The following is a 5,029-nucleotide window of genomic DNA, read 5'->3' as shown; positions in this document are numbered from 1 at the left end:
AAGAACCCCCCAACAAACCCGCACCCATACCCACCCACTGCGCCCCCTGACCCGGAAACACAAACACCGGGCCCTTGTTCCGGGCCGCCGCCGTGCCGGTGATGACGGCGGGATGCGGCTGGTCGGCGGCAAGCGCATCCAGCCCCGCCAGCAGGTCGCCGCGCTCCGAGACCACCGCGACCGCACGGTGCGCGAGCCGCGCGCGACGCGCGAGCCCCGCCGCGACCGCGTCCGCGGTGATGTCCGCGCCGCGGATGACATCCGCCAGGCGCGCGGCCTGTACCCGCAGGGCCTCGGGCGACGCCGCCGACACCACAACGGGCACCGCGACGGACTCGGCGTCCGCGCCCACACCCTCGCCCGCGCCGCCATCCAGCACGGCGCCCTCCGACGATCCGCCCTCCGACGATCCGCCCGCCGGCGATGTGCCGTCAGCGAGGCCGCCGGCGATCAGCACGGGCCCGGCGCCACGCGCGGGCGTGTCGGCGGCGGGCTGTTCGAGGATGACGTGGGCGTTCGTCCCGCTCACCCCGAACGCCGACACCCCCGCCCGCCGCGGCCGGCCCACCTCCGGCCACCCCACCCGCTCCGTCACCAGCGACACCGCACCCGCCGACCAGTCGACGTGGGTGGAGGGACGGTCCACGTGCAGCGTCGGCGCGACCACTCCGGCCGCCATCGCCTGCACCGTCTTGATGACACCCGCCAGGCCGGCGGCGGCCTGGGTGTGCCCGATGTTCGACTTGACCGACCCCAGCAGCAGCGGGCGGTCCGCCGGACGTCCCTGCCCGTACGTCGCCAACAACGCCTGCGCCTCGATCGGATCACCCAGCCGCGTCCCCGTCCCATGCCCCTCGACGACGTCCACGTCCGCCGCGGACAGAGCGGCGTCTGCCAGCGCCGCCCGAATCACCCGCTCCTGCGCCCGACCCGACGGCGCCGTCAAACCGTTCGACGCACCATCCTGATTCACCGCCGAACCCCGCACCACCGCCAACACCCGACGACCATTCCGCACCGCATCCGACAACCGCTCGACCGCGAGGACGCCCACCCCCTCGGCCATGCCGAACCCGTCGGCGGCGTCGGCGTAGGCCTTGCACCGGCCGTCCGCGGCGAGGCCCCGCTGGCGGGAGAAGCCAAGCAGGCCCTCCGGGCTCGACATGATCGACGCTCCGGCCACCAGGGCGAGGTCGATCTCGCCGGCGCGCAGCGCCGCGCTGGCGGTGTGCAGGGCGACGAGCGAGGACGAGCAGGCGGTGTCGACCGTCACGGCCGGTCCCTCGAACCCGAAGGCGTAGGCCACCCGCCCGGACATCACGCTCGCGGCCCGGCCGATCACGAGATACCCCTCGTCGGCCTGTTCGCCGGAGACCTCCGTGGCGTAGTCCTGGCCGTGCGTCCCGACGTACACGCCCGTCGCCGTGCCGGCGAGCGAGGTCGGGTCGAGGCCCGCCCGTTCCAGTGCCTCCCAGGACGTCTCCAGCAGCAGACGCTGCTGGGGGTCCATCGCTGACGCCTCCCGCGGCGAGATCCCGAACAGCGCGGCGTCGAAGCCGGCCACATCGGTGAGGAACCCGCCGGCGCGCACGTACGTCCGCCCGGGGCGGTCCGGGTCGGGATCGTAGAGCCCGTCGAGGTCCCAGCCGCGGTCCGCCGGCAGCGGGCCGACGACGTCCGCGCCGTCCAGCACGGCCTGCCACAGCTCGGCCGGCGAGCCGATGCCGCCCGGGAACCGGCAGGCCATGGCGACGATCACGATCGGGTCGCGGGTGGACGTGTCGCCGGCGGTCGGGGCGTCAGCAGCAGTCCGGGTGCCGGCGGCGGTCCGGGCGTCGGCAGCGGTCCGGGCGTCGGCGGCGGTCCGGGCGTCGGCAGCGGTCCGGGCGTCGGCGGCCGGCGCGTCGGGGTGACCCGCCGGCGACCCGTCCAGGTGCCCGGGAAGGTTCGGGGCGAGCAGCTCCAGCAGGTGGCCGGCGAGCCGCCGGGGAGTCGGATGGTTGAACACGACCGTGGCCGGCAGCCGCACGCCCGCCGCGGCGATCAGGCTGGTGCGCAGCTCCACGCTCGTCAGCGAGTCGAAGCCGAGATCGCGGAACGCCCGGTCCGGTTCGACCACCGCCGGGTCGCTGTGCCCGAGGACCGTCGCGGCGTTCACCTGGACGAGTTCGAGCAGGATCGCGTCGCGGTCCGCGGCCGGGGAGGCGGCGAGCCGGTCACGCAGGGACACCCCGCCAGCGGGCGTTGCCGCGGCGGAGACCGTCCGGCGCCGCGCCGGCACGAGCCCACGCAGCAGTGCGGGCGGGTCGGGGCGGCGCCGCAGCTCGCCCAGGTCGAGACGGATGGGCACCAGCGCCGGGCGGTCGTCGCTCAGGGCCGCGTCGAACAGCGCGAGACCCTCCGCCGCCGTGAGGGCCCTGGTGCCGTCCCGGGTCATGCGGGCCCGGTCGGTCGCGCCGAGCCGGCCGCCCATGCCGGCCTCCTCCGCCCACAGGCCCCAGGCCAGGGACACCCCGGGCAGCCCGGCACGCCGCCGGTATCCGGCGAGCGCGTCAAGAAAGGCGTTGCCGGCCGCGTAGTTACCCTGCCCGGCACCGCCGAAGACGGACGACGCCGACGAGTACAGGACGAACGCGGTGAGGTCGAGGTCCGCCGTCAGCTCGTGCAGATGCCAGGCCGCGTCCACCTTGGTCCGCAGGACCGTGTTCCAGCGGGGCTCGTCGAGGGCCTCGATCACACCGTCGTCGACGACGCCCGCGACGTGCACGACCGCGGTGAGACGTGCCCGCACGGAGGCCACGATCCCGGCGAGCGCGGCGCGGTCTGCGGCATCGGCGGCGACGGTGTGGACGATGACGCCTTCGGCCTCCAGCTCCGCGGCCCGCTCCTCGTCGATGCCGGACCTCGCGACCAGCACCAGTTCCCGCACCCGGTGCACCCGGACGAGATGGTCGACGAGCAGCTGACCGAGACCACCGGACGCCCCGGTGACCAGTACAGTCGCGCCCTCGAGACCGGGCCGCGGGGTCAGGGCGGTCCCAGCGGTCCCAGCAGGCACGGTGGACGCGGCGGGCGCGGCGGTCCCGGCGGTCCCGGCCGGCGCGGCCTGCCGCAGCCGGGCGAGCGACACCGTGGTTCCGCCGGCTTCCCCGGCGCGGCGGACCGCCACCCACGGCTCGTCGGACGGCGCTCCGAGACCAGCCGCGACCACGTCCAGGGAGACCGTGGCGTCCAAGAGGACGGTGGCGTCCAGGTCGATCAGGCCGAAACGGCCGGGATGCTCCGCCTGGGCGGCACGCACCAGGCCACGCACCGCTCCATGTGCCAGGTCACCGTCGCGCGTGACGACCACGAGCCGGGACCGGAGCGTGCCGGCATCGGCGAGCCACTCCTGGAGCGCTCGCAGCGTCCGCAGCCCCGCCGCGCGCACCTCGCCCGGAACGTCCAGGCCGCCGACGGCGTCCGAAGCATCCGGGCCGCCGGCGGCGGGAGCCTCCACCCCGTCGGGGACGAAGACCACGAACGGCGGCCACCCGGTGGACGTCGCATCGACGGCCGCGTCGCCGGTCTCGAGGCCGGCGGCCGAGGCGGGGTGGACGGTCCAGTCCGCACGCGGCACCGGCGCGGCGTCCACCACCTCCCAGCTGACCTCGAACAGCGCGTCCCACCGGCGGGTGTCGCGGCCGGCCAGCAGCTGCCGCGGGTCGACGRGCCGGACCACCAGGGCGTCGACGTCCACCACCGGCGCACCGTCGGCGTCGACGGCACTGATCGTCAGGCTGTCCGGGCCATTCGCGGCGATCCGCACCCGCAGCGCACGGRCACCGACAGCCCACAGGCGGACGCCGGACCAGGCGAAGGCCAGGCGCGGCTGCTGGGGGTCGGCGAAGAAGCCGGCGGCCGCGAGGGGGTGCAGCGCAGCGTCCAGCAGTACCGGATGCAGGCCGAACTGGTCCTCTGGCGCCGCGTCGTCCCCGGCCGGGCCGGTGAAGGCGGCGGTCCCGGCGTCGGCGGGCCCCACGGCGGCGTCCGGAAGACTCACCTCGGCGAACACCACCCTGGTCGCGCCGTCCACGCCGTCCACGCCGTCCACGCCGTCCACGCCGTCCGCCACCCAGGCGGCATGCAGCGCCTGAAACGCCGGGCCGTACTCGACGGGCAGCCGGTCGTAGCAGCCATCCAGGTCGACGGGACGCGCCCCGACGGGCGGCCACGTCGCAGCCCAGGCGGCCTGCCCTTCCCCGCCTGACACCCCACCGGACGTCCCGTCGGCGACTGCCGCCGCGAGCGACCCGCGGGCGTTCTCAACCCAGGGCTCGTCCGCTCCGTTCCGCGAGTGCACCGTGACGGCCCGCCGCCCGGCGCGGCGCGGACCGACGGCGATCTGGAGGTCCGTGCCGGCGGGAGAGGTGCCAGCGGCTCCGCGGCCCGCAGTGCCCGCGGCACCGGCCGGTTCGTCGACCAGGATCGGCGCGGCGATGGTCAGCTCGTCGAGGACCGGCAGGTCCACCTGCTCGCCGGCCCAGGCGAGGACGTCGAGCAGCGCCGTGCCCGGCAGGATCACCGCACCGCCGACACGGTGGTCGGCCAGCCAGGGGTGCCGGTCGATGGTCAGCCGCCCGGCCAGCAGCAGGCCGCCGCCGGCTGGCTCCCCCTGGTCCCCGTCCGCCGCGGCGGACGATGCCGGGGGCTCCCCGGCGACGGTGATGCTCGCGCCGAGCAGCGGATGGTCGACCGGGTCGAGGCCGGCCGCGGCGATCCGGCCCGGGCCGGGCGTGTCGGACGGACCGGCGTCGAGCCAGTAGCGCTCGTGCTGGAAGGGATAGGTCGGCAGATCCGGCCCCACCCCCACCCCGGCACCGGCACCGGCACCGGCACCGGCAGGCTCCGCCGACCCGGAGAACACCCCCGACCAGTCCACCGGAACCCCCCGCACGAACAGTTCCGCCGCCGACCGCGCCACCCGCCCCACATCACCCTCACCCCGCCGCAACGACCCCACCACCACCGCATCACCCACACCCAGCCC

Annotated in this window: 1 protein-coding gene; it reads right to left on the bottom strand. The window is 76.1% G+C overall.

What is annotated here, in order from left to right; translation table 11 throughout:
* A partial coding sequence (locus CC117_RS40065) for an SDR family NAD(P)-dependent oxidoreductase (protein ID WP_206744811.1) occupies positions 1-4,963 on the bottom strand: 4,963 nt, incomplete at its 3' end.
* Positions 4,964-5,029 lie beyond the last annotated feature (66 nt).

Source organism: Parafrankia colletiae (assembly GCF_001854655.1).
GTDB lineage: Bacteria > Actinomycetota > Actinomycetes > Frankiales > Frankiaceae > Parafrankia > Parafrankia colletiae.
The sequence above is the reverse complement of the archived record's forward strand: the minus strand, read 5'-3'. Positions and strand labels throughout refer to the sequence as shown.